Genomic DNA, 23,976 nt, shown 5'->3' with positions numbered 1-23,976 from the left:
GAGTGAGTTCGGGTAGCTGGATCGGCGGCCGTCTTGTCATCGAATTGACATGAGCGGCTACTAGACTGTCGAACATCCTAGCTTTTGTATATTGCAGATTGTTTACAATCTAATGTCTTCAAAAATGATTAGAATAGGTTTGGAATCTCATTCGGAACCATCGCCCACCATGTCTACCGATCTACAAAATCCCGCCAACGAGCCCGACAAGATGCTGGCGCTCGTCCAATCCGCCTCGCTGACCCGCCTGCTGGCCGAGGCCGTCGAAAAGATGATCCTTTCCGGCGAAATCAAGCCGGGCGGCAAGCTGAACGAAATGGCCGTCGCCGAGCGCTTCGGCGTATCGCGCGGGCCGCTGCGCGAAGCCTTCCGCATGCTTGAAGAGTCGGGCCTGGTGCGGCAGGAGAAGAACCGTGGGGCTTTCGTGCGCGAAGTCGATATCGGTGAGGCGGCTGAAATCTACGAGGTGCGGGCCGGGCTGGATGCCACCGCCGGACGCCTGCTCGCCGGCAAGATCACGGCGGCGCAGATCGAGCGGCTGCGGCAATACGGCGACGACATGCAGCGCGCCGCCCAGGACAACGATGTCGATGCCTTCCACCATCTGAACCTGGGCTTCCACGACCAGATCGTCGGGATGACGGAAAACGCCTGCCTGATCGATGTCTATCGCCGCCTCGTCAAGCAACTGGCCCTGTTCCGTCGACGCAATCTGTTGGCGCCGCGCGCCATTCCCAATTTCGCCGACGAGCACAGCGCCATCGTCGATAGCCTGGCGCGGGGCGATGGGGCGCTTGCCGCCGAGCTGCTTTATCGCCATGCCAAAGGCGGCCGCCAGCGCATGCTGCAAATCCACGCCGAGGATCAGGCCGGCCACGAGGATGCCGCATGAGACCGAACGCCGATGCCAGCGAGGGCGATGTCAATCTCGGAGAGCGCCGGGCCCTTTGGCAGCGGGCCAATATCGACCCGGCCACGCAGGCGCTGTTGGCGGAAGATGCCCGTTGGTTTCTGCATCAGTCGATGTCCACGCCCTGCCTCAATGCGCTGCGCGGGGCCGAGGGTAGCTGGCTGATCGACGCGGCAGGCCGGCGCATTCTCGATTTCCACGGCAACAGCCTGCATCAAGTGGGCTACGGCCATCCGCGCGTCGTGGCGGCCATCCAGCAAACCCTGGCCACGCTGCCGTTCAGCCCGCGCCGCTATACCAATGAACCGGCTATCGAGTTGGCGCGTCGCCTGTGCCAGGCGGTGCCCATGCCGAATGCCAAGCTCCTGTTCGCGCCCGGCGGCACATCGGCCATCGGCATGGCGCTCAAGTTGGCACGCCTGGTCACCGGGCGGCACAAGACGATCTCGATGTGGGACAGCTTCCACGGCGCTTCGCTCGATGCCATTTCGCTCGGCGGCGAGGCCGTTTTCCGGCGCGGCATCGGGCCGCTCATGGCGGGGGCCGAGCATGTGCCGCCGCACGATCCCGGCCATTGCGTGTTCGGCTGCGGCGGCACTTGCGCGCTGCGCTGCGCCGACTACATCGACTATTGCCTGAGCAAGGAAGGCGATGTGGCGGCCGTGGTGGTCGAAACCATCCGCTGCACCGACGTGCAGATGCCGCCGCCGGATTACTTTCATCGCCTGCGGGCAGCCTGCGACCGCCATGGGGCGCTGCTCATTCTGGACGAAATTCCGATTGCGCTCGGCCGCACCGGCTACCTCTACGCTGTCGAACGCTACGGCATCGAGCCGGACATGGTCGTCCTCGGCAAGGGGCTGGGCGGCGGCAGTTTGCCGTTGGCTGCGCTGGTGGCGCGAGGCGAGTTCGATGTCGGGCAGGACATCTCGCTCGGTCACTACACCCATGAAAAGAACCCGATCACCTGTGCCGCCGGCCTGGCGACGCTTGAGGTCATCGCGGAGGAAGGCTTGCTGGAGCGCAGTCGCCGCCTCGGCGAACAGGTGGTCGCCCGGCTGGAAGCGGCGCAGGCGATGCTGCCGGCCATTGCGCAGGTGCGCGGTGCCGGGTTGTTGATCGGCGTCGAATTGCGCGCGGTCGGCAAGCGCGATGCCGCCGATCTGGCCGAGGCGGTGCTCTATTGCTGCCTGAGCGCTGGGTTGTCGTTCAAGGTCGGCCAAGGGAATGTGCTGGTATTGGCCCCGCCTTTGAATATTGCCGAGAGCGATCTCGACTGGGCACTGAACACGCTGATCGACGCCATCGCCGCCGAGAGCGATGCCTGAAAGCAGCATGAGCAACGCTGTCGTCGTCGCCGTGCTGGGGGCGGCCTTGCTGCACGCCGGCTGGAATGCGCTGATCCGCGGTGCCGGCGACAAGGGCTTGTACACCCTGCTGCTGCATGCTTGCAGCGGCCTGCTGGCGATCCCGGCGGTCTTGGTATTGGGCTTGCCGGCCCCGGCAAGCTGGCCCTATGTGCTTGCTTCGGCCGTCATCCATACCGTCTATATCGTCTGGCTGATGCGCGCCTACGAGGGCGGGCAACTGGCCTTGAGCTACACGCTGATGCGCGGCGTGCCGCCCTTGCTGGTCGCCATGCTTGCGGTGCCGATGCTCGGCGAAATGCCCAAGGCGCAGGGCTGGCTCGGCATCCTGTGCTTGTCGGCCGGGGTGCTTGGCATCGGCTTTGCCGGCGGCCAAACGCCGCGCCATTTGATTACGCATCCGGCCAGCCGGGCGGCGCTGCAGAACGCCATGGCCATCGCAGCCTATACGCTGGTCGATGGCATCGGCGCCCGCCAGTCGGGTAACCCGCTGGCCTACGCCTGCTGCCTGTTTGCGCTCGAACCGTGGATTGCGCTGGCCTTGGGCTACCGCCGTCATGGCGGCGAGATGCTGGCTTACTTCCGCCGGCGCTGGCCTATCGGCCTGCTCGGTGCCCTGTGTTCGACTGTGGCCTACGCCATCGTGCTGTGGGCGATGACGCAGGCGCCGGTCGGCATGGTTGCCGCCTTGCGCGAGAGTTCGGTGGTGTTGGCGGTGTTGATCGGCTATCTGGTCTTTCGCGAGGGGCGCTTGCGGACCGGTGTCGTGGCCGGCTGCACCGTTTTGCTCGGGATATTCCTGATCAAGGCTTGAGTCGTCGGCGTCAATCGGCAGTATCATCAAGCGCTCCGCAACCGAACTGGCCTGCTTCTCGTGACTACCGCTCTCGTTCTCTTTGCCCATGGTGCCCGCGATCCCGAGTGGGCCAATCCGATGCGCCGCGTGCAGGCGGAGATTCGTCAGCGCCTGCCGGGCATGACGGTAGAACTCGCCTTTCTCGAATTCATGGCACCGACCCTGCTTGATTGCGTCAATGGCCTGATCGAACAAGGTGTGCGAAAGATCGTCGTGCTACCGATGTTCATCGCGCAGGGCGGGCACTTGAAACGTGACGTGCCGGAATTGCTCGTGCAATTGCGCGGGCAACATCCCGGCGTCGAATTTTTGCTGAGCGGCCCCATCGGCGAGAACGAAATCGTCGTCCAGGCGATGGCCAACGCAGCCCTGGAGTTCGCTGGCCTGTAATTTGCTGGTAGGCAGACATGCTTACCGTACTCGTCATCGATGAATCCAGAGCTCGGGCCGGCGAAATCTGCGCCGGGCTTGCGCTTGCTGGCTACCAGGTCGCCGCCATCCTGGCCGGCGCCCACAACCTCACGGCAGAAGTGGAAAAGCTTCAGCCCGACGTGATCCTGATCGACACCGACTCGCCCAGCCGCGACACGCTGGAAAACCTGGCCGCCATGAACAAGGACATGCCGCGCCCGGTGGTCATCTTTACCCAGGAAGATGGCCGGGAAACCATCCGCGATGCCGTCAAGGCGGGCGTTTCGGCGTATATCGTCGATGGCCTCGATCCGAAGCGCATCAAACCCATCGTCGAGGTAGCGCGGGCGCGTTTCGAGGATACCCAGGCGCTGCGCAACGAACTGGATGAAATCTCCCGCAAGCTTTCCGACCGCAAGCTGGTCGACAAGGCCAAGGGCGTGCTGATGAAGGCGCGCGGCCTCGACGAGGATGCGGCCTATCACGCCATGCGCAAGCTGGCGATGGAGCGCGGCCAGACCATGGCCAAGGTAGCGCGCGACGTCATCGACATGGCGCGGGTGCTGCTCTAAGGCGGTGCGGTATTCTGGTTTGTTGCACTGCAATAGTGCGTCGCGTCGCGAAGGCTACGATCCAGAATCTGCCAGCCAAGTCACTGAAAACAAACTAGATATTTGTAACTAGTACTAAGTAACTAGGACTGGCACAGCCATTGCAATAGTCCTTTTAAAAGCTCGGTCAATGGCGACTGGGCGAGAGCCGGAAGATCCGGTTCAAGGACAAGGGCGTCCATCCATGCTGCCGACAGGCGGTACGGATGTGACGCCCGTTTTGTTTTTCGATTCGAGTCATCAAGGAGCAAGCAATGGAAGACAAGAAACTGGCACCGCTGGATGCCGTCGCTGGCAAACCGTCCCTGTCACGTCGTGATTTTGTTTCAACTGCCTTGGGAGCCTCTCTGATGGCCATGGTCCCCCCCGGCGTTCGCAGCGGTGCCTGGGCCGCTGGTTCGGATGCCCCGGAAAAGAAGGAAGTCCGTATCGGCTTCATCCCGCTGACCGATTGCGCCTCCGTCGTGATGGCGGCGGTCAACAAGTTCGACGAAAAGTACGGGATCAAGATCATCCCGTCCAAGGAGGCCTCCTGGGCTTCCGTTCGCGACAAGCTGGTCAACGGCGAACTGGATGCGGCCCACGTGTTGTACGGCCTGATCTACGGCGTGCAGCTGGGGGTTGGCGGTCCGAAGAAGGACATGAACGTGCTGATGAGCCTGAACAACAACGGCCAGGCCATCACGCTCTCGAATCAGTTGAAGGACAAGGGGGCCATCGACGGCCCGAGTCTTGCCAAGCTGGTCGCCAGGAAGGAGCGTGAATACACCTTTGCCCAGACCTTCCCGACCGGCACGCACGCGATGTGGCTGTACTACTGGTTGGCAGCACAAGGCGTCAACCCGCTGAAGGACGTCAAGACCATCACCGTGCCGCCCCCGCAGATGGTCGCCAACATGCGCGTCGGCAACATGGATGGCTTCTGTGTCGGCGAGCCGTGGAACAACCGCGCCATCATGGACAACATCGGCTTCACCGCTGTGACGACGCAGGACATCTGGACCGACCACCCGGAAAAGGTGCTCGGTACCACCGCCGAGTGGGTGCAGAAGAACCCGAACACGGCGCGTGCCGTGGTCGCCGCCATCCTCGACGCCGGCAAGTGGATCGATGCCTCGCTGGCCAACAAGCAGAAGACGGCCGAAACCATCGCCAGCAAGGCCTACGTCAATACCGATACCGAGGTCATCGTCGCCCGCATGCTGGGGCGTTACCAGAACGGCCTGGGCAAGAGCTGGGACGACAAGAACCACATGAAGTTCTTCAACGACGGCGCGGTGAACTTCCCCTACCTCTCCGACGGCATGTGGTTCATGACACAGCACAAGCGTTGGGGTTTGCTGAAGAGCCATCCGGATTACCTGGCCGTCGCCAGGCAGGTCAACCGCATCGACATCTACAAGCAGGGCGCGGCTGCGGCCGGCGTCGCACTGCCCAGGAGCGACATGCGCTCGAGCAAGCTGATCGATGGCGTGGTCTGGGACGGCAAGGATCCAGCGAAGTACGCCGATGGCTTCAAGGTGAAGGCTTGAGGCGCCGGCCCGTCATTCCCGGTGCTGCCGGGAATGACGCCATTGCTAAATGCTTGAGGAGAAAGCCATGAACGCATTGACGATGACAGGCGAATTCGGCGTGGATAAAAGCGCCGATTCCACAACAACCAGCAAGCCGGTCGCGACGCTTGTCGCAGAGCCTGCCAAGGAAAAGAAAATGGAAAAGACTGCAACCCTGCCGACCGGCGTGCCGCTCGGCGAAAAACTGACGGCCTTCTTTCGCGCCGCCCTGCCGCCGGTGCTCGGTCTGCTCGTGCTGATCGGCATCTGGCACGTCGCCACCCACAAGGGCGGCAGCATTCCGGGGCCGGCCCAGGTCTGGGATGCCGCCGTGGCGCTGTTCTCCGATCCGTTCTACCGCAACGGCCCGAACGACCAAGGCATTGGGTGGAATGTGCTGTCCTCGCTGCAGCGCGTCGCCATCGGCTTCGGCTTCGCCGCGCTGGTCGGCATTCCGCTCGGCTTCATCCTCGGCCGCTCGGCCTTCCTGTCGGCCATGGTTAATCCGATCATCAGCCTGCTGCGTCCGGTGTCGCCGCTGGCCTGGCTGCCCATCGGCCTCCTGGTCTTCAAGAAGGCCGATCCCGCTGCGACCTATACCATCTTCATCTGCTCGATCTGGCCGATGATCATGAACACCGCCCAGGGTGTGCAGCGCGTGCCGCAGGACTACTTGAACGTCGCCCGCGTGCTGGCACTCTCGGAGTGGAAGGTCGTCACCAAGATCCTGTTTCCGGCCGTGCTGCCCTACATGCTGACCGGCATCCGCCTGTCCATCGGCACCGCCTGGCTGGTCATCGTCGCCGCCGAAATGCTCACCGGCGGCGTCGGCATCGGCTTCTGGGTGTGGGACGAATGGAACAACCTGAAGGTCGAGCACATCATCATCGCCATCTTCGTCATCGGTATCGTCGGCCTGATCCTCGAACAGGCACTGATCCTGCTGGCCAAGAAACTGACCAAAGAAGCCTCGTAAGGAGCTCTCATCATGGAAAAATTCGTCCAAATCGAGCGTGTCGGCCAGACCTTCGACACCAAGAAAGGCAAGTTCGTCGCTCTGCGCGACATCGACCTCACGATTGCCCAGGGGGAATTCGTGGCGCTGATCGGCCATTCAGGCTGCGGTAAATCGACGTTGCTCAACCTCATTGCCGGACTGACCAAGCCGACGACTGGTGTGCTGCTCTGCGACGGGCGGGAGATCGCCGGTCCCGGCCCAGAACGCGCCGTGGTCTTCCAGAACCACAGCCTGCTGCCCTGGCTGACCTGCTTCGAAAACATCTACCTTGCTGTCGAGCGCGTGTTCGGCAGCAAGGAAGGCAAGCCGAAGCTCAAGGCGCGCACGCAAGCGGCCATCGAACTGGTCAGCCTGGCGCATGCGGCGCACAAGTACCCGCATGAAATATCGGGTGGCATGAAGCAGCGTGTCGGCATCGCCCGCGCCCTGTCCATGGAGCCGAAGGTGCTGCTCATGGACGAGCCCTTCGGCGCGCTCGACGCGCTGACCCGCGCCAAGCTGCAGGACGAACTGATGAAGATCTGCGAGAAGACCAAGGCCACGGTGGTCATGGTCACCCACGATGTTGACGAGGCCGTGCTGCTCTCCGACAAGATCGTCATGATGACCAACGGCCCGGCAGCGAGCATCGGCGAAGTGTTGGAGGTCAAGCTGCCGCGTCCGCGCGAGCGCCTGACACTGGCGCACGACCCGGCCTATATCGACTGCCGTGCTGCCGTGCTGGAGTTCCTCTACGAAAAGCAGGCGCATGTTGAAAAAGAAGCGGCCTGATCGGCATTTCTTCCGTCGTCGCTAGGCGCTCTCCCCAGCGACTTTCGCCCGCCCGTAAAACGGTGGGCTTTTTTCTTGATCCATCCCTTTGCGTTTATCCCAACGCAGCGCTATGGTTCGCAGGTTTGAATACGGACTTTGATTGATGCTGGCCAATTCGGGCAAGCTTTCGCGCAAGATCGTCGGCATGCTGGTGGTGTTCTTCGCCGTCGCCACCGTCGCCATCGGCCTCACCCTGCTCATTTCCTGGCAACTGGAAGGTGTCGCCGCGGCCATCAACGACGCCGGTAGCCAGCGTATGCGCAGCTATCGCATCGGCCACCTGATGGCGCGTGGACTGGAGGTCAGGGCGCAGGAGGCTCAAATCGCCAGCGCCTTGAGCGAAGAACTGGAGCGCTTCGAGAAAGTGCTGCGCGACCTGCAGCAGGGCGACCCGGCACGTCCCTTGGCGCAACCGAGGAATCGCGAGGTTCAGGCGCGGCTGTCGGAGGTCGGTCAGGTCTGGCAGGCAAGCATTCGCCCCCTGGTGGACAACTATTTGACGAGCGGGCGTGCGGAGCGGGAGCGGATTACCGATCGCTTCGACAAGGAACTTGAAGCCTTCGTCAGCGGTATCAATGAACTCGTGCTGGCCATGGAGCGGAGCTACGCCTCCGACACCAATTTCCTGCGCAGCGTCCAGGCAGTACTGGTGTTGTTCTCCATCCTCGGGACTTTCCTGCTGATCCGCTATTTCGACCGTCTGGTCATTCGGCCGGTGGGAATCCTGCATGCCGGCATGCAACGCATGACCGGCAATGACCTGACTGTTCGCGTGCCGGTCGCCAGCGACGACGAACTGGGTGCGCTTGCCGGCGGCTTCAACCAGATGGCGGAGCATCTGGAAACTGTCCATGATTCGCTGGAGCATCGTGTCGAGGCCGAAACCAGCCGTCTGGCGCAGCGCAATCGCGAGTTGGGCATCCTCTACGGCATGACTACCTTCCTGACCGAGCCGGCACCGTTGGAGGCCTTGTGCGAGGGCTTTCTCTATCGCATCAAGACGACGCTGGGCGCCGATGCCGGCGCGGTGCGGCTGTACCTGCCGCAAACCGAAAAGCTCTATCTGATGACTCACGACGGCCTCTCGGAGGAATTCATCGCCAACGAGGGGCAAATTAATTGCGGTGACTGCCTGTGCGGCGACGTTTTTCAAACCAGTCAGCCGGCTGCCTTTGCGACGGCCAATCCACCGGAGGGCATGCGCCTGCGTACCTGCATCCGGGAAGGGTTCGCGACGGCCACCGCGTTCAGCATCCTGTGCGACAAGCAGCGCATCGGTGTCTACAACCTTTATTTCCGCCGGCCGCAGGCCTTGTCGGAGCAGGAAGTTCACCTGCTCGAAACGCTCGGCCATCATCTCGGCGTGGCGATCGAGAACCAGCGCCTGAAGTCGCGTGAAAAGGAACTCGCGGTATCCGAAGAGCGCAATTTGCTGGCGCAGGAACTGCATGACTCCATCGCCCAGGGTCTCGCCTTCCTGAACATCCAGGTACAGTTGCTACAGGACTCCCTACGCAAGGGGCGCACCGACGAGGCGATGCAGACCGCCGGGCAGTTGCGCGAAGGTGTGCAGGAAAGTTACGACGATGTACGGGAGTTGCTGGTCCATTTCCGGACCCGCGTGCATCAATCCGACCTGGATTCGGCGATCAACGCCGCGCTTGAAAAATTCGAGGGACAGACAGGGATCAAGACCCGTTTCGAGCGACGGGGGGCGATGGTTCCGATGGCGCCGACGGACGAAATCCAGATCATGCATATCGTGCAGGAATCATTGTCCAACATTCGCAAGCACGCCAAGGCCAGCCAGGTTCGCGTCGTGGTCGACCAGGACATGGCGCGCAGCCGGATCACGATTAAGGACGACGGTGTGGGCTTCGATCCGCAAACCGATCCGAATTGCCTGTCGGATCGCCATGTCGGTTTGAAAATCATGCGCGAGCGCGCACACCGCATCGGTGCCGAATGTCAGGTAGCATCACAACCGGGGGCGGGGGCGTGCGTAACTCTCAGCCTGCCGAAAGAAAACAGGGAGACCGTTTGAAATGAGCGAAAAGATCCGGGTGTTGCTGGTCGATGACCACACCTTGTTCCGTAGTGGCATCAAGTCGCTGTTGCAGCGCAACGATGCCTTCGAGGTTGTGGGCGAGGCCGGCGACGGGCTGGAAGGCATCAAGCGGGTCCGCTCACTGAAGCCGGATGTGGCGCTGCTCGACCTGCACATGCCCGGCGTCTCCGGGCTCGAAGCGGTCAAGGTCATCAGCGAGGAAATGCCCGACGTCCATGTGCTGATGCTGACCGTCTCCGAGGATGCGCAGGACCTGATGGATGCGCTGCGCGCCGGTGCCAGCGGTTACCTTCTCAAGAATATCGAGACCGATACCCTGATCGACGCCATTCGCAAGGCGGCGCAAGGCGAGTCGGTCGTTTCGCAGCAGATGACGGCCAAGCTGATCCAGGGGGTACGCAATCCTCCCAAGGCCGACGCGTCACAGGTCGAACGCGACCGCTTTTCACCGCGCGAGCGCGATATTCTGGCCGCGCTGGCCCAAGGCGAAAGCAACAAGGAAATCGCCCGCAAGCTCGACCTGGCCGAAAGCACGGTCAAGATTCATGTCCAGAACATCTTCAAGAAACTGAACATGAGCAGCCGCGTCCAGGTGGCGCTCTATGCTGTAGAAAACGGCTACGGACAAGGCCGCTGACCGGCCTGTTTGCCTGTGTCCCGGGGAGGGTACGCCTCAGTGGCAGGACGGTAGCGGATGCGAGCGCTGCAGGTGCTGGTAGGCCTCGGCCAGTTCCTGAAGATGAAGCATGTCGCCACGGTCGTAGGCGTTGCGCATGTTTTCCAGGAACATCACGTGCAGCTGGCAGACGCCTTCGGGTGTGCATAGCAGCACTTCGCTGATCTCGGCGGCAATGGTCATGGGAACATGCTCATGCTCGGCGATAGCTTCGATCTCGCCACGGTCGAGATCACAATAGTCCAGCACATCCTGAATAGACAGCATGGGCACCTCCTTCAATGCGGAATAAGAAGTCAGGGTTATTGCCTGCTTGTTATTGGTGTCAGCCGCCTTGTCGTTGTTATGGGTGGAGTGCCTATCCTCTTTATAGCCCAGAAAATCTTCAAAATAAAGAAATAGGGGAAATCAAAAGCGCAAACGCCCTTCTGGCAATGGATTTGATAGTTGCAGGCGGGTCAGCGTTGGCAGCAGGTCGAGGCGCGTATCCTTCTTCAGTTGCGTCGCGGTGGCGCGCATCTCGTCCAGCGACACGTCGACCGGGTCGCCGCCGGTGGCGAAGGCGATGGTGTTGCCGCTGTCGCACGACGGAAAAACGGCGAGACGGCCATCGAATGCCTGTTTCAGTCTTTCGATGCTGGTCGGGAAGGCTTTGTCGCGGCCAAGAAGGTTGACGGCCAAGATCCCTTTGGGACCGAGGCGAGCCCTGCAGGCCTGATAGAACGGCAAGGTGTCGAGGGGGCCGGTACGCGCCTCGGGGTCGAAACCGTCGACGAGGATGTAGTCAAAGCTGCTTGCGCCGCCGAGCATATAGTCGGCGCCGCAGCCAATGACAACATCGAGCCGCTGCGGATCGGTCGGCAGCCGGAAGTACTGGCTGGCAATGAATTCGACTTGTGGGTTGATCTCGACGGCAGTGATCCGGCAGTCCGGCAGGTTGCGATAGATGAACTTGGCCAGCGATCCGGCGCCCAGGCCGACCAGCAGGGCCGTTTTCGGCCAATTAGGGGCAGGGCGGAGCAGCAGGCCAGCCATCATCTCTCGGGTGTAGGCCAGTTCCAGCGACCATGGCCGGGCGATGCGCATGGCACCTTGCACCCAGTCCGAGCCGAAGTGCAGGTAGCGCACGCCGTCTTCTTCGCTGATGTCTACGGGGTGGCGGGGTGTTTTTCCGGATTTCCGCATGGCGTCGCGCTTTTGAAGTGGCGTCCCCACCCGGAATCGAACCAGGAACTGCTCCTTAGGAGGGAGCCGTTATATCCATTTAACTATGGAGACACGCCGAAGGTGGGCATTGTACCGATGCCCGAGGCAATGTGATAGATTGGTCCGCAACAATACAAGAGGGAAGGCAGGGAGACATGATTGCCGCTTTCGCAAGGCGCCCGATAGCACAGCAGCTGATCATGGCGACAATCGCTGCGCTGGTCGTTGTCTTTTTCGTATTGACGCTGATCGTCCAGAACAGGGCGGATAGTGCCGCTATCGCAGTGACCCAGCGTAATCTGGAAAACGAGGCCAGGCTGATGGCGGGCACGCTGGATGCGCTCTACGACGCGGTCAAGGTTCGCGGCGATGCAGAGGCGCAGTTTTTCCTCAAGTATGCCGGAGTGCAGCCAGAGGCTGGTGTCGGGGTGGTCAGGACCGGCGATGTCGATTTGCCAGCGATTCGGCTCGGCAATGAGGTGCTTAACGGAAACGATAGGCTACTCAAGGCTTTTCGCGATCTGACGGGGAGCGAGGCTGCTTTCCTGGTAATCCGCGACAACAAGGTCTATCGGCTGGCGACCCTGCTGAAGGACAAGGATGGCAAGACCATGAGCGGGGTGCCGATTGCCGATGGCGACCCGGTTGCCAAGGCTTTACTGGCAGGCGAAAACTATCAGGGCCTGGCCATTCGCGGCGGCAAGTACAATTTCAGTACCGTCCGGCAGATCAAGAGCGCAGACGGCAAACCCTGGCTGGCTTATTCGGTGCGTATTTCCCTCGACCGTGAACTCAAGCGCATTCGCGACCAATTCGGGACTATCGTCGCTGGCAAGACTGGCTACGTTTATATCGCCAGGCCCACCGACGAAAAGGGGATCGGCGAGTTTGTGATGCATCCCAAGTTCCAGGAAAAACAGATCGGCGAACTCGATGTTCCGGAAGCGACCAAGAATGTGTTGCGGCAGGTTCTGGCGAACAAGAATGGTGTATTTCGCTATCCATTCGCCGATAGCGCCGGCGTGATGCGTGACAAGATCGTTGTCGCAGCGACCTCGGCGCCATGGGGATGGACCGTGGCGACTGGCAGCTGGCTGGACGAATACCTCGAGGAAAGCCGTGCCTTGCGAAATACGCTGGTTATCGCCAGTGTCATGGCCGCCGTCTTGCTGGCGGTCATGGTCTTTGTGCTGGTCAGCACTCGCCTGCGCCTGTTGAAACAGATGGTCCAGGAAGTCGAGCGCATGGCCGGCGGCGACCTGCGCACCGTCGTCCAAGACGCCGAGCCGGACAGCCGCAACGAGGTTCATGTCATCGGCCAGGCCTTCAACCACATGGCGAACAGCATGCGGGCGCTGGTTCAGGGCGTGTCCGCGACTTCCGCGCAGGTCGGTTCGGCGGCCAACGAACTGCAACAGGCGGCGAGCGCCGGCCGGGAGTCATCGGCGCAAGCCTCCGCATCAGCCTCGGGCATTGCCGCATCGGTCGAGGAGCTGTCGGTCAGTGTCACGCAGGTCGCCGACAACGCCAACCATGCGGCCCAAATATCGGAGGATGCCAAGGTGGTCACGGCGTCCGGACGCGATGTCGTTTATCGCACCATGAGCGAACTGGAGCGGGTGGCATCCGATATTACCGAGTCGGCGGCGTTGATTGAGTCGCTGGGCGAGCGTTCGAAACAGATTTCCAGCGTCGTTGGTGTCATCCGGGAAATTGCGGACCAGACCAATCTGCTGGCACTCAATGCGGCGATCGAGGCTGCGCGAGCCGGTGAGCAAGGTCGGGGTTTTGCCGTGGTGGCCGACGAAGTGCGCAAGCTCGCCGAACGTACCTCGCTCTCCACACAGGAGATTGCGACTACCGTGTCCGCCATTCTCGACGAAACCGGACGCGCCGTCGGTCGCATGCAGGAGTTGAGCGCCAACATGAGCGGCAGTGTCGAGATGGCCCGCGAGGCCGGGGATTCCCTTGAAGCCATCGACCAGCGCGCCCAGGAGACAGTCGATGTCGTGCACGGCATTGCCGACAGCGCACGGGAGCAAAGCGCGGCCAGCCAGGAGATTGCGCGCCTGGTCGAGACAATCGCTCAGGCAGCGGCAGGGAGCAGCAACCGTGCCGTGCTCAACAGCGAGCGGGCGCAGAACCTCTTGCGCTTGGCAGCCGAGCTGCAGGCACAGTTGTCGCGCTTCAACACCTGATTGTCCCGCAGGCTGTAAAATTGCCTCCTTCCCAACGCGGCGCCCTGCGGGGCGCCGTTTTTATTGCGACTCATGCCCTACCTCAAACTCTCCGACGCCTGCCTTGCCTACGGCCACGTGCCGCTTCTCGACCATGCCGATTTCCAGCTTGATCCCGGCGAACGGGTGGCCCTGATCGGGCGCAATGGCACCGGCAAATCCTCCTTGCTGGCTGCGATGGCTGCCGGCTCGGGCAAGGGGCGGCTGGATGATGGCGAGGTCTGGGTGCAGCCGGGAATCCGGGTCGGCTACGTGCCTCAGGAGCCGCCATTCGATCCGCAGATGAACGTTTTTCAGGCGGTTGTGTCCGGCATGGGCGAGACTTCGACATTGCTTGCCGAGTACCACGCCGTGTCGCATCAGCTGGCCGACGGGCAGGGCGATCACGATGCCTTGCTGACCCGCATGGATACCCTGCAGCATGAACTGGAAGCGCGCGGCGCCTGGGCTTACGAGGCGCAGGCCGAGCGCGTGATCGACCGCTTCGGTCTCGATCCCGAGGCGAGCGTCGGTTCGCTGTCGGGTGGCCAGAAGAAGCGCCTGGCGCTGGCCCAGGCCCTGGCCGTGGCGGCCGAGGTGCTGCTCCTCGACGAGCCGACCAACCATCTCGACATCGCCGCCATCGAATGGCTGGAAAACCTGTTGATCGAAAGCGGCGTCAGTCTGTTTTTCATCACCCACGACCGTTCCTTCCTCGATCGCGTCTGTACGCGCATCGTCGAACTCGATCGCGGCAAGCTGGCCAGCTTTCCCGGCAGCTTCACGCAGTACCAGCAGCGCAAGGACGCCATGCTGCATGAGGAGTCGCTGGCAAACGCCCGCGCCGACAAGCTGCTCAAGGAAGAGGAGGTGTGGATACGCAAGGGCGTCGAAGCGCGGCGGACGCGCGCCGTCTTCCGTGTCCAGCGTCTGGACAAGTTGCGCGCCGAACGTCAGGCGCGGCGCGAGCGCATGGGCAAGGTCAACTTGCAACTCGATGCCGGCGACAAGAGTGGCAAGCTGGTTGCTGAGCTGGAGCACGTCAATAAGGCCTTTGGGGCCCGGCAGATCGTCCGCGACTTCTCGTCGCGGATTCAGCGCGGCGACAAGATCGGCCTGATCGGCCCCAACGGTGCCGGCAAGACGACGCTGCTGCGCCTGATCCTCGGCGAGTTACAGCCGGATTCGGGTATCGTCCGCCAAGGCACGAAAATGGAAATCGCCTATTTCGACCAGTTCCGGACGCAGCTCAACCCGGATTCGACGCTGGCCGACGTGATTTCGCCGGGTTCCGACTACGTCGAGATCGGCGGCGCCCGCAAGCACGTCATCGGCTACCTGGAGGTTTTACGGCAAATTGTATTTCGCTTGACGAGCGTTTTTTTTGCGGGACATAATAAGGTCTACAGCATAACGTATTGCATACTATGAATGTTGAGGAGAAGCGCTACAGCTACCAGGTGTACTACCCGAACGAAGACTCTCTCGTGAGGGCTGGGTTTGCACGGGTGGCTCACTTGCCCTGCATTCTTGACTCTCGTCTGCGTTACCACCGACTGGCATCTCGCTTCATTCAGGATCGCGCACTTGGCCTATGGGAACCGGTTAATCATGGTGAGGTGCCCCGCGCCCGTCCCCTTGCAGATAAGTCAGTTCGAGGTATTGCATTCGCACTTGCCAATTGCTTGGAATGGGGGGAGATCCGAGGAGTGGACTTCTTGACTGCCGAGTACGTCCAGGACCTCCTCGGACGCTACCAGCACGAAATGCTGAAGGGGAGTTGGTCTGCCACTGGGAAGGGCTTGGAGGCCTCTACGATCAACTTCAGGGTTGGCATCGGGACCCAATACTGTACTTGGCTCGCCGACAAAAAGTTGCGAGGTCCATTTGTAATTCCTACCGAAATCCGCAAGCTTCCTCCAAATGGTGGGCGCTTTGGCGCTCCCCCAAAACGTGACCAATACGAGACGCGCCAAGGTAAGGTGCAGGTGAAGAAGACTCGTCTCGCATTTCCTTCAGAGCAGGACATCGGCAGATGGCTCCATTCAGCCTATTCCAAACCAGAAGTTGGCTCGACCGTGGGCTTGATGGCCGAGACGGTACTGGATACGGCCCTGCGCGAGGCGGAGATATGCGGCCTGAGAATCGACACGCTTCCCTGGGAGCCTTCGGAGTGGAGGGTCGCCAGCCGTGATGTTCCTCTGGAACAACAGATGGTGCTTCTTGACGTCCGGTTCGGCGCCAAGGGTCCCCAGTACGGAACGGACCACGGCGACAAGATCGGGCCAGAGAAGCCCTTCAGGATACCAATGCCGCTCGCATTGAAGCTGCACGAGTACCGCGAAAAAATCCGCCCGAAGGTACTCGCCAAGGCGATCAAGAAGGGGAGAACCCTTGCTGCGCAGCAGCAGATTCGTGACGAGGCTGTCCAGCTCTTTCTCAACCCCAAGACCGGCCGTAAGTACACAACAAGCCAGTTTTACGATGAGTGGCGGCGTACCCCTGGCTGCCCGAAAGGCTGGTCGCCCCACAAGGGACGGCACTGGTGGGCGTGCCAGACCTTGTGGAAGAGGATGGAACAGCAGCGGGAAGCCTGGCTCGCCGCTGTCGGCAGGGGGCTGGAGGATACGGTCCGGCAGTCTGTTCATGCCAGTGTGATGTCTGTCATTCAGATAGAAATCAAGTCGCAGCTGCGCCATGTCAGCTGGGAAACCTCAATGATTTACCTTCAGTGGGTGTTTGATCGACTTGGAATTGCTCACAACGTACATGACAAGTATCTGCAGAGCATCGCTGACGATGAGGATGACTCGGATTGAGCCTGAGAGACGTCAACAAGGACCATCTTGCCGAACATATGGAGGAGCCCGGTCGGCTGACGCTTGTCTCGTCCGGGGCTGAATTACCCGATCATCAAGACCCGCTCAAATTCTGGACGCTTCATCCGAAGGAGAACACCTTCGTTGATCTGGCCATTTTCGCGCTGGGTCAGAATGAGCCAAGAGGAAATGGAGGCGGAACCTGGCATGGCGCTTTCTCGGGTCGCCCACAGTTGATCCATCAACTCGCTCCCGCCATACGTACGAACCTTCAAGGCAAGGCGAGCCGTACCGCCAAGGAGGCATTGATCAGCTTGCGCGAATGGTGGCGTGTGCTCGACACCGTCGAAAGGGACGCTGCACTGGCCGGGCAGCCGATGGATCGGGTGGAGGATGTACGTCAGCTTACGCGGGTACATTTCTTGTACGCCTCTGGCGAAAAACATGGGGCACGCGCGCTACAGCCAAACAAGCTTACTGCTTTTAGGTATTGGGTGAACCTGACCCTGAAGTCTATCAATGAGCGGCAGATCCATAACTGGGTAGTGCGCAAGAAAGCCGCCCCCCAACTGCCTCTACCGCCTGAGGATCAGTGTACCGACCTGCGCATTGCCCTGAAGCAGGAGTGGTACGCCGTCCTCAAGCAATGGGCGGTCATGGACCGAGTCATGGCTGACAGTCTCTGCCCGACCACCACCGAGGAGGAAGATTTCCTGAAGCATTGGCGTTGGTTACAGGACGCACAGCGACGCACTGGCAAGGTACTTCCCACACCTGTCGAATTGCGGAACGGGCTCGACGACAAATACTTCACTGCCCAGACTGGGCTCAGCCTCGTCACGATGCGCGCTGTTCAGTTTCCGAGCCGCTGGGAAGTTGACGCGGCCTTCCACCAATGCCTGGTGAATACCGGATGGAACCTAGCCACGCTATTCTCCCTGGACGCGCTTACGGATTTCCTCCGCGACAACGAATGGGACCCCGCTCGCTACTTGCTGATCGGGTCGAAGGCCCGTGCCGGTGGAAAGGAGCAAGTAGTAGATGGCCTCTGGAAAACTCGCTACGGTCCCGGCTACATCATTAAGACGCTACTGGACCGCAACGCACCTCTGCGCGCTCAACTTCAGAATAGGTTAGCAGCAGAGCGTGCCACGTACGAGCGGATGCTGCAGGAAGGGGCTGGTGCCGAAGTTCTGACGCAACAACTGATTGCTATTCAGACCCTTGAGGAAGGCTGTCGCAGCGTCTGGCTCTACGTTGATCATTACGGGGAGATCAATTGGCTGATTCATGGGCAGTCAAGTTACACAATAGATGGTACGCAACGACCGTTCCTCACTGCCTTCCTGAATCGCCTTAACCGAATCCGCGATGCCAATGGGAAGGTGGCGATTCCCCATGTCAGGCCGAAGGACTTCCGCAACATGTTCGCCCTCTACGTTTGGCGGATCAGTGGGGGCAACATCCTTGACGTCATGGCAGCTCTCAACCACGCTTGGCTGAAGACAACTGACGACTATCTCAATCAGAACATACTGAACGAGGAACGCGATGCCGCGATCCTGATGTTCCTCAATCTCCTCTTCGCCCAATTAGGCGATGGCCGCCTTGACCTGACGATCCTCGCCCACCAACTCCGCTATGGCACTGTAACGCCAGAAATGGATCGGCGTCTGGCTGAGTACCGCTCGCTGCCGCGTGCATGGCCAGGTATTGGCTGCAAGGATCCTCGCCACCCACCCGCAGAGATTCAAGGCACCTCCCTCGTGCCGGTTTGCCCAGGTGAGCGCTGCCTGCTGTGCAAGCCCAACGCCGTGATTCTTCCGGAGGCGCTGGACTTCGTGTCCCGGCGTGTCGAGGAACTGCTCGCATACCAGTCTGCCGTTCCGATCACGGCCTTCCAAGGCGTGCCTGCCGACGAGTTGGCCAACGCTCTCCTCGTTTTGCGGCTGTTCCCGCCAGAGGCGGTAGAGAAGGCGCGCACACGTTGGGCGACAGCTATCGAAAACGGACAACATCGCGTGCCCGGTCTACGGCCGCACGCAGAAAAGAGGATTGTATGAGCGAAGAAACCCTTCCCGTCATGCCTCCAGCCCCAGCAGCTTCCGGATTTGACAGTGGACGGATGCAAGTATCCTTGCTGTTTCCCGAAGAGTCACTGCAACACCTGTCCCGCGAAGATGCCGCACGCTGCCAAGCCCTTCTGGGGCACGGCGAGGTTTGTGGTGTTTGGGAAACATCCGAGGCAATGATTGGAGATCGCCGTCTGGCGGATCACGCAAAGCGAGTCCGTCTACGCGACCGGATCAACGCCTTTATTCCAGAGGACATCGAGTCGTCGGCAGAGCTCGATATTCTCCTTGATGAGGGCACCCTTCAGCTTACTCGCTATGCGCTGCTTTTGAGGCTCGCACCTTGTGGGATGCGCCATGGCAAGGGTCGCCCGCTCGACGCCACGGTTGTGTTGAACAGGGTGTACGCCGATGTTCCCCCTATTCTCGCCAGGGCTATCATCCGCAAGCTCGCAGCGGCCAATCCTGCCGCCACGGGACTTCTCGTCCACCTGGCTGCGGAGGACGTGATCGAGTTTCAAAAGGTCAGAAGCCGCCGGAATGAATTCGACCGGATGCGGATGATGATGGAAATGGGGCTTTGGCATGACGTCCCACCGAAGAATGATATTACCCGCACCACAAACCCCAAGGGGGAGCGCGAGACCCCCGTGCCCCTCGAAGATTCCTCTGAGTACCAGCCAATCCCCGACGATTACCTCGAAAAAATGGGGCCGCGGGTCCTCTGGGTCGTGGAGGAACTTGGTCCCAACCTGATTCACTTGCTAGAAGCCATCCCGGAACTCTTGGCAGGCAGCGCTCGCCATGGAAAACAGGTGCCCGGGAGAAATGTCGTAAGTAGTACGACGGGAGCAATGATCCGCCTCGCCAACTACTTCGAGCAAAACGTATGGCGCGACAGTAACGGCGATCCGCTCGCGGCCCCGTGTTTCCCGCTAAAGATTGGCGATGCCTACGGATTTGCGAAAAATTGCAATGTCTACGAATGGCCGCCTCGTACCTTGGCGCATGTGCATAACCTGTCCGTTACCCTCCAGGCGGCACACCTCTGGATCGCCCTGCTGGCCATGGCCGGCCGAGACAGCGAGGTCCAAACGCTAACACGTGACTGCGTTTCTTGGAACCGCAACTGCAAGCAGTACGTGAAAGGCAAAACCTACAAGTTAAGCCCGCTCCTGGCCGGCGAAGAGCGCGACTGGCCAGCGCCGGAGGCCCTGGTGCTCGCCTTGGGCCAGCAGCGGCGCCTAGTCGAAGCGTGGGAGCGAATTGCTCCCGTCTGGCCAAAGAAGACGAAAAAACGGGATTTCACAGTCATCGAGGGCGACCACCTCTGGGCGTCACTGGGGCGAAGCGGCAACGGCGTGGACGAGCCTCTCGTTGTTTCAACAGCGGCGCTTATGCAGTTAGCCAGGCGTGTCGGCCTGACGGACAGGCCGGGTGACATTAACCTTCACGCACATCGGTTTCGCAAGACTACCGCCCGGCTCGTAGCCATCGCCGCAGTCGATTCTCCTCGCATCCTCAAGAAGCTACTGGGCCATAAGGACATTGCGATGACGCTACATTACATCCTGGCCGACAAGGCCATCCAGGCGGAAATACTCAAGGTGGAGAACGAGCTACGCATCATGCGGGCCAAGGGTCTCATTGAGGACATCCATGCTTCCTTGCACAATCCTGGATCCACACCCTACGGTGGCCACGGCGGTGGCGCCATGCCTCGTCTCACGAAGATGGTCGCCGAGTATGAGCAGGAGTTGCACCGCCAGGGTAAGGAGTGGGATGCCGAAGACGCCTACGAACTGGCGCGCGTCATGACCGTCAATGGCCGCTACTGGCGCATCACGGCACCCGGCGTGATCTGCCTCAAACCCGCCGCTCGCAAATCTGGCCCCTGCACCTGCGATTCCAGCTGTGAGAACCGTGTGGAGGACGAAACCGCCCGGCGGGATGTCCTCGAAGTCATCGAGGTGCTGATCGACCATGGTCGGCGCGCTCTCGCAGAGAACGATCTGATCTTGCTGTCCCGCACAGTTACCGACCTGGACAGGGATCTGCAGCGTTTCGGGGACATCGCTGCCCAGTACAGCAACCATCACGACATTCGTAGCTTCCGGGAGGCGCTTGTATGACCAACCGATACGTGGAGGCGGCGCGCAAGCGCGGCGAGGCACGAACCGCCGAGGTGGAACGCAAGGTCAGGACGGCTATGGAAACCATCGTGGCCGAAATCCAAGACAACGATGGCATCTACCCCCATGCCAAAGGCAGACTAAGCAAGAACGAGTTTGCGCGCCGGGCCGGCATTAGCCTGACAACCTTGTTCACCCCGAAGCAGAAAGAACTCGCTGAAGAGGTTGACCTATGGCTCGAAAAGCTTCGGAAAACCGAGACGATAGGGACGAAACGTGTGCGCCGCGAGTACAAGGAGCGGGCGGCGGACTGGGAGGAGCGCTACAACCTGATTGCAGACAACCTCTGCAAGGCTGAGCTGGAAACCCAGGCGGCCGAGGCCGAGCGTGACAAGGCACTCGCCAAGGTGCAGGAACTCGAACAGCAGATTGCCGCCCTCCTCGAACAGTTGCGCCTCGCCGGTGCGTCGAATGTGAAGCCTTTCCCCAAGGGAGGAAAATCCTGATGCCACGCCCTTCCGTGATACCGGGCATCAAGGCTCGCCTTGAGGAATATCTCGACCAAAGAGAGGCCGAATTCCTCGCGCAAGGAGATGATGCCATGCCGACCCTGCCGGTGACGCCGGACGGCAAGGTCAATGTGCGGGCCTTGGCCGAAGCGATTGGCCTCAAGCAAACCCAGGAGAAATATCTCTACGAGCGCAAGGAACTGACCGATCTCATCAACTGCATCGCCGAGGGGCAGGGGGTGCTGACCATCGGGTCGCGGGTCAACCAGACGGATGCGGACAAGGCGATCAAGGAGCGCTTGATTCGGCAAGCGAAGAGTGTTCAAGAGTCATCCCAGGCGGCGGTGGAAGCCGTGGCTGCCCAGGAGGAGCTACTGGAGCGCATCCGCACACTTTCGGCCGAACTGGAGGCATCCAAGGCCGAAATCGGTCGGCTGCGTGCTCGATTGCAAGCCGTCGAAAACGGTATCTGGGTAGCCGTGCAATGACCGGCGGCTTTGCCTTCGACTCCGAAGTGACAGTCACGCGCGTGGTCTCCACGCTGGAGTACGGCACGATCTTCGTCGGAGAAACCCCTGTCGGCGAGAAGGTGCGCGTGCGTTACCTTGGGCGGCGTGAGATGCCCGTCGTGGGTGATACCTTCACCATTAAGGGGCAATGGGCAACCTTCACCGACAAGTATCGTCGTGTCCACCACCAGGTCGAAACCAAGGTGATGAAGCGCAGGGCGGTACTTGGAGACCTGCTCGCGCCTTTCCTCCAGCGTATCCCCAACGTTGGCCCACAGAGGGCGGAACGCTTGATGCGACGCTACGGTCATGATCTCATCGAGGTCCTGGACGACCCTGCGCGCATGGCCGAGGTCGCCGAGGTCCTGGAGCCGGGCAAGCCGGCGCTCGCAGCACGTATTGCCGCGCAACTGTTCTCCTCTATGGCCGAGAAGTCGGCGGCCGACCAGATCAAGCTCGCCGAGGCCGACTTCCTTGTCATGCTGGAGAAGGTCGGGCTGCGCGAACCACGTGTCGCCAACCAGCTCTGGCGCTTCTGTGCAGGCATCGACGCCATCGAGCGACTACTGCGCAACCCCTATCTTGCCGCTCATCTTACCTCCTGGAAGGTGGCGGATCGCGTGGGCAAGCTGCTGTTGCGCAAAGATCACCCGGATGCCGATCTCGACAATCATCCCGCACGCTTCATGGGTGCGCTGGCAAGCGTCTGGCGCGAATTGCTGGCCAATGGCGATAGCGCCGTCACCGAAGCAGCCTTGCGCGAGATGCTAGCCAAGCGCGGCGTAGATGCCGACTTGGCCCTTCGCCATGCCGAAGGGATCGGCAATCTCAGGCGTAGCGGCAAACTTGTCCGCGCGCCAGGTGCCGCTTGGATTGAGGACGAGGTCGCAAGGATGCTCCGGATCATCGAGGCGACCCCGGCCAGCCTGGCCATCCCTGACGAACAGCGGCTCGACCAATTGATCCGCGATGCCGAGATGGCATGCGAACTGCGCCTGACCGTCGAGCAGGCCGGCGCGTTGCGCCGGCTCATCTGCTTGCCGCTTGGAGTGCTGCAAGGCGGTGCCGGCGTCGGCAAGACCACGGTGATGAAGGTGCTGGCCTACATTTGGGAGCGGCAACGTGGCAACGTGGTGTTTGGCGCCTTGGCAGGCAAAGCAGCGCTGCAGCTTTCGCGCGGGGCTTCGACCCACGACGCCCCTCGTCTGGCGCATACGCTGGCGCGGCTGATCGGCATGCTGGAGCAGCAGGCCGCCTACGAGGAGAACCCGCAGAACGGGCGCCGACCCGACGTGGAGTTCAACAGCAGAACCCTGCTGGTTATCGATGAGGCGGGCATGATGGATACCCCCACCTTCTACCAGCTGCTAAAGCTCCTGCCCAAGGGCGTACGCATCCTGCTTGCCGGCGACGACGGTCAGTTGTTCCCTGTGGCATTTGGAAAGATATTCCACGACCTTGTCGCAGAGGGGTCGCGTGTTGCAACGCTGACCAAGGTGCTGCGCCAGGCGGAAGACAGCGCGATTCCTCTGGTTGCCTGGCAGGTCAGGAGCGGCCATGCCCCGGTCCTGCCGGCCTGGAATGGGGAAGCCAAGGGGGTATTCCTGATCGACTCCCAACGCCTGGCCAGGCTGGCGCGCACGGACGACTTCATGCTGATTGCAGCTCGCCGGCAGACCGTTGACGAATGGAACCACAGCGAGGCCATGAAGCGGCGGAATGATGCCACGCCAACCCGCCGGCTCGGGCCTCTGGCCACTGTGGCGGTGGGTGACCCAATCATCATCACGCAGAACAGGTACAGGCATGGTCTCTTCAATGGCCTGCTCGGCACGGTAATCGACATCGCCGGCGAGCGGGTCCAGATCCACTTTGACGGCGAAAACAGTCCGCGTGACTTGCCGGAGGAAGCGGAGGCAGATGTCGATCTGGCCTACGCTATTACCTGCCACAAGGCCCAGGGAAGCGCCGCTGCCACGGTTGTTCTGATGGCAGACGATGGTGCGCTGGTGACCCGGGAATGGCTGTACACGGGCATCACACGGGGCCGCGAGTTGATCCTGCTCAATGTCGAGGATCAGGGGAGGCTTGTCGAGGCGGTGGCACGGCGAACCGAGAGGACGACCGGGTTTGCTTTCTAAGAAGCGGAGGCGGGGTCAAGCGGCGTGGAATAAATGGGAGGGTATTGGGTCCGCTCCTGAATTATTGTTCTGAGTTCGCCAGACTTGGA

20 protein-coding genes and 1 tRNA gene are annotated in these 23,976 nt (G+C 61.1%); 18 read left to right on the top strand and 3 right to left on the bottom strand.

What is annotated here, in order from left to right; all coding sequences use genetic code 11:
• The first annotated feature begins 169 nt into the window (after positions 1-169).
• The 10 genes from AB6Q56_RS12230 (at position 170) to AB6Q56_RS12185 (ending at position 10,244) form a co-directional block, all read left to right on the top strand.
• Entirely contained in the window at positions 170-892 is a 723-nt protein-coding gene (locus tag AB6Q56_RS12230; RefSeq protein WP_434513449.1) for an FCD domain-containing protein, read from the top strand.
• Positions 889-2,238 carry a (R)-1-hydroxy-2-aminoethylphosphonate ammonia-lyase gene (pbfA, locus tag AB6Q56_RS12225; protein ID WP_434513448.1) on the top strand — a complete coding sequence of 450 codons (1,350 nt, stop codon included), beginning with the start codon at positions 889-891 and terminating at the stop codon, positions 2,236-2,238. Before AB6Q56_RS12230 ends, pbfA begins: the two co-directional genes overlap by 4 nt.
• A gap of 7 nt (positions 2,239-2,245) precedes the next feature.
• Positions 2,246-3,091, top strand: a complete 846-nt coding sequence (locus AB6Q56_RS12220; RefSeq protein WP_434513447.1) for a hypothetical protein — start codon at positions 2,246-2,248, stop codon at positions 3,089-3,091.
• Between the two features lie 60 nt (positions 3,092-3,151).
• Positions 3,152-3,523 (top strand): sirohydrochlorin chelatase, encoded by a 372-nt coding sequence (locus AB6Q56_RS12215; protein WP_434513446.1) that lies wholly within the window; start codon positions 3,152-3,154, stop codon positions 3,521-3,523.
• Between the two features lie 17 nt (positions 3,524-3,540).
• Complete coding sequence (locus AB6Q56_RS12210; protein WP_434513445.1) at positions 3,541-4,116, top strand: ANTAR domain-containing response regulator; 576 nt, start codon at positions 3,541-3,543, stop codon at positions 4,114-4,116.
• A 293-nt stretch (positions 4,117-4,409) separates the two neighbouring features.
• The gene (locus tag AB6Q56_RS12205; protein WP_434513444.1) at positions 4,410-5,687 is read left to right on the top strand and encodes a CmpA/NrtA family ABC transporter substrate-binding protein; all 1,278 of its coding nucleotides are present in this window, start codon (positions 4,410-4,412) and stop codon (positions 5,685-5,687) included.
• Between the two features lie 67 nt (positions 5,688-5,754).
• A complete protein-coding gene (gene ntrB / locus AB6Q56_RS12200) occupies positions 5,755-6,684 on the top strand; it encodes a nitrate ABC transporter permease (protein ID WP_434513443.1) in 930 nt (309 codons plus the stop codon).
• A 12-nt stretch (positions 6,685-6,696) separates the two neighbouring features.
• The gene (locus AB6Q56_RS12195) at positions 6,697-7,497 is read left to right on the top strand and encodes an ABC transporter ATP-binding protein (RefSeq protein ID WP_434513442.1); all 801 of its coding nucleotides are present in this window, start codon (positions 6,697-6,699) and stop codon (positions 7,495-7,497) included.
• A 145-nt stretch (positions 7,498-7,642) separates the two neighbouring features.
• Positions 7,643-9,583: a type IV pili methyl-accepting chemotaxis transducer N-terminal domain-containing protein gene (locus AB6Q56_RS12190; RefSeq protein WP_434513441.1), complete on the top strand. Its 1,941-nt coding sequence runs from the start codon at positions 7,643-7,645 to the stop codon at positions 9,581-9,583.
• A gap of 1 nt (position 9,584) precedes the next feature.
• A complete protein-coding gene (locus AB6Q56_RS12185; protein WP_434513440.1) occupies positions 9,585-10,244 on the top strand; it encodes a response regulator in 660 nt (219 codons plus the stop codon).
• 36 nt (positions 10,245-10,280) lie between these two features.
• Here the strand turns inward: AB6Q56_RS12185 and AB6Q56_RS12180 are convergent, their stop codons facing one another.
• The 3 genes from AB6Q56_RS12180 to AB6Q56_RS12170 form a co-directional block, all read right to left on the bottom strand.
• Complete coding sequence (locus tag AB6Q56_RS12180) at positions 10,281-10,550, bottom strand: hypothetical protein (RefSeq protein ID WP_434513439.1); 270 nt, start codon at positions 10,548-10,550, stop codon at positions 10,281-10,283.
• A gap of 141 nt (positions 10,551-10,691) precedes the next feature.
• On the bottom strand, positions 10,692-11,468 hold the full coding sequence (locus AB6Q56_RS12175) for a spermidine synthase (RefSeq protein ID WP_434513438.1): 777 nt from the start codon (positions 11,466-11,468) through the stop codon (positions 10,692-10,694).
• A gap of 18 nt (positions 11,469-11,486) precedes the next feature.
• A tRNA-Arg gene (locus AB6Q56_RS12170) sits at positions 11,487-11,561 on the bottom strand.
• Positions 11,562-11,689: 128 nt separating this feature from the next.
• On the opposite strand from AB6Q56_RS12170, the gene AB6Q56_RS12165 reads away from it, so the two are divergent.
• The 8 genes from AB6Q56_RS12165 (at position 11,690) to AB6Q56_RS12130 (ending at position 23,887) form a co-directional block, all read left to right on the top strand.
• Positions 11,690-13,687 (top strand): methyl-accepting chemotaxis protein, encoded by a 1,998-nt coding sequence (locus AB6Q56_RS12165; protein ID WP_434513437.1) that lies wholly within the window; start codon positions 11,690-11,692, stop codon positions 13,685-13,687.
• 72 nt (positions 13,688-13,759) lie between these two features.
• Positions 13,760-15,136, top strand: a complete 1,377-nt coding sequence (locus AB6Q56_RS12160; RefSeq protein ID WP_434513436.1) for an ABC-F family ATP-binding cassette domain-containing protein — start codon at positions 13,760-13,762, stop codon at positions 15,134-15,136.
• A 287-nt stretch (positions 15,137-15,423) separates the two neighbouring features.
• Positions 15,424-16,524 carry a hypothetical protein gene (locus AB6Q56_RS12155; RefSeq protein WP_434513435.1) on the top strand — a complete coding sequence of 367 codons (1,101 nt, stop codon included), beginning with the start codon at positions 15,424-15,426 and terminating at the stop codon, positions 16,522-16,524.
• Positions 16,521-18,587, top strand: coding sequence for a hypothetical protein (locus AB6Q56_RS12150; RefSeq protein WP_434513434.1), 2,067 nt, complete (start codon positions 16,521-16,523; stop codon positions 18,585-18,587). Before AB6Q56_RS12155 ends, AB6Q56_RS12150 begins: the two co-directional genes overlap by 4 nt.
• Positions 18,584-20,728: a hypothetical protein gene (locus AB6Q56_RS12145; protein ID WP_434513433.1), complete on the top strand. Its 2,145-nt coding sequence runs from the start codon at positions 18,584-18,586 to the stop codon at positions 20,726-20,728. Before AB6Q56_RS12150 ends, AB6Q56_RS12145 begins: the two co-directional genes overlap by 4 nt.
• Entirely contained in the window at positions 20,725-21,234 is a 510-nt protein-coding gene (locus AB6Q56_RS12140; protein ID WP_434513432.1) for a hypothetical protein, read from the top strand. Before AB6Q56_RS12145 ends, AB6Q56_RS12140 begins: the two co-directional genes overlap by 4 nt.
• The gene (locus tag AB6Q56_RS12135; RefSeq protein ID WP_434513431.1) at positions 21,234-21,725 is read left to right on the top strand and encodes a hypothetical protein; all 492 of its coding nucleotides are present in this window, start codon (positions 21,234-21,236) and stop codon (positions 21,723-21,725) included. The genes AB6Q56_RS12140 and AB6Q56_RS12135 overlap by 1 nt, the downstream gene beginning before the upstream one ends.
• Positions 21,722-23,887 (top strand): ATP-dependent DNA helicase, encoded by a 2,166-nt coding sequence (locus tag AB6Q56_RS12130; protein ID WP_434513430.1) that lies wholly within the window; start codon positions 21,722-21,724, stop codon positions 23,885-23,887. The genes AB6Q56_RS12135 and AB6Q56_RS12130 overlap by 4 nt, the downstream gene beginning before the upstream one ends.
• Positions 23,888-23,976: the final 89 nt, after the last annotated feature.

Source organism: Dechloromonas sp. ARDL1 (genome assembly GCF_051122455.1).
Classification (GTDB): domain Bacteria; phylum Pseudomonadota; class Gammaproteobacteria; order Burkholderiales; family Rhodocyclaceae; genus Azonexus.
This window is presented reverse-complemented; position numbering and strand designations above follow the sequence as displayed.